This window comes from Streptomyces sp. BRA346 (genome assembly GCF_052851135.1).
Window position 1 is genome coordinate 1 of the sequence record NZ_JAIWIH010000154.1, and the last position, 1,826, is coordinate 1,826.

Below are 1,826 nucleotides of genomic sequence, written 5' to 3' on the forward strand. Positions count from 1 at the left end.
GTAGGAGCGGGCCGCGTTCTCCATCTCGGCAGCGGCCTCAGCGAACTTGAAACCGGACACGTCAATGACCTCCAGGTCAGACGGGGTGGTGGTGCTGGGCACCAGGTGCGTGGGCCGCTCTACGCGGTCCCCGATCTCGTTCGGGTCCTGCTCGGCTGCCGCGTCGGCCTCGGCCTCATCGGCGACCAGCTGCTGCCGGATCTGCTCATCCCGCTCGTCCCGCGCCTGGCGGGCGGAGTGCGTCAGGCGCCGGTACAGGCGCCGTCCGGGGTGCTGGAGCCAGGCCCAGCCGAGCTTGCGCCCCAACGGCGTGGTCAGCATCCCCAGCACACCGAGCGGGGCGGCCAGGGCAGCGGCCAGCAGACGACGACCGTGCATGCGGGCCGCGGACCGCCACAGCGCCGACCGGGCCCGGCGGCGGGCCGGAGCATGGCGCACCGCATTCCGGGCGCCCTCCAGCCGTCCGCGGGTGCGGCGGTCCTGCGCGGCGCGGGCCCGGTTCACGGCCGTGTCCCGCGCCCGCCCGGCCCAGCCCGCACCCTTCGACGCAGCCCGGCCCAACGCGCCCCGCGATCCCGCGGTGTTGGTGCGGGCCGCGGCCTTGGCCGCGCGCCGGGCATCGGCCACATCCCGCCGCGCCTGCGTCGTCTCCCGGCGGGCAGCACCCCGGGTCGGGGCCTGCTCGCGTCGAGCCTGACGCAGCGCCCGCACCTGGCCGACGCGTCCGGCATCGCCGCGGCTGCCCGCATCGAACCCGGATCGGGCCGTGGCACCGCCGCTGTGCTTCCGGCCGGTACCGCTGGAAGGGGAAGCCTTGCGGAGCGCTCCGGCACCGCTGGAGGCAGCGGCCCAACGCCCCTGCTGGCGGGACGACTTCGACGGTCCTCGGCCGCCGCGGGTTCCGGATGCCGCCCCGCCACGGCCAGAGCCGCGACCCAGCGCGGGAATTCTGCCGGCACTTCGCGAGCGGTGACCGCGCCCGCCGGGCTTGACCGGCGCGTTCGTACGGCTGGTGGAGCGGGGGGCGTTGGCCTTGTCCTTCCGGCTGGTGCGGGCGGCCGCGATGCCGCCCACGAGCAGGGCGCCAGCCGCAGCAGCCGTGGCGCCGACCGGGCCACCGGCCAAACCGGCGGACGCGACCGCGCCGATGGTGGTGTTCGTGCCGGTCAGCGCAAGCGGCACCACCGGCCACCCGCCCGGCGTGTGCTCCACACCAGACGCGCTCGGGGCCGGGGTCGGTGTCGGCTCGGGCGGTTTCTCGACCGGCGGCGCGACAGCGGCCTGTGGGCCCGCTACCGCTTCCGTAGTGGTCTCGGTCATGCTGGAGTCCTCCAACTCGAAGGATCGGGAAGGGGACCGGCGCGGCCCACGAGCTGCCAGGCCGCATGGGGCCGCGCCGGGAGAATCGGTTCGTGCTCGCCGCTCAGAGCTGGTTGGGCTCCAGCGAGAAGAACATGACGTTGGCCCGTTCCAGGTGCGGGTGCGCGCGGGTGATCTGTTCGCGCAGCACCTCGTAGACGTCGGCCCGGGTGTCGTCGGGACCGGGCGTGACGGTGCTGGTGAACGTGGCGGTGATGTAGCCCCGTTCGGGCTGCGGCATCTGGAGGGTCAGGACGAAGTGGTGCGAGCCCTGCTGCTGAGCGGCCGGACCGGTGGTCTGCTGAGTATGGGTGGTCACTGCGGGTTCTCCCTGTCGCATCGGGTTGATCGAGGGGCACGCGGCCTGTCGTGGCCGTGTGGGATGTCGAGGTCAGCGCGCCGGGTCTGCTCGCCGGGTCTGCGAAGGTGCCGCTCGCCGGGGCTCACCGGGTCTGCTTCACTGGTGC

General features: G+C 74.5%; 2 protein-coding genes. Both read right to left on the reverse strand.

Going from position 1 to position 1,826, the window contains the following annotated elements:
- A partial coding sequence (locus LCH29_RS43865) for a hypothetical protein (protein ID WP_446467272.1) occupies nt 1-1,320 on the reverse strand: 1,320 nt, incomplete at its 3' end.
- A gap of 103 nt (nt 1,321-1,423) precedes the next feature.
- A complete protein-coding gene (locus LCH29_RS43870) occupies nt 1,424-1,678 on the reverse strand; it encodes a hypothetical protein (protein ID WP_446467273.1) in 255 nt (84 codons plus the stop codon).
- Between the last annotated feature and the right edge of the window lie 148 nt (nt 1,679-1,826).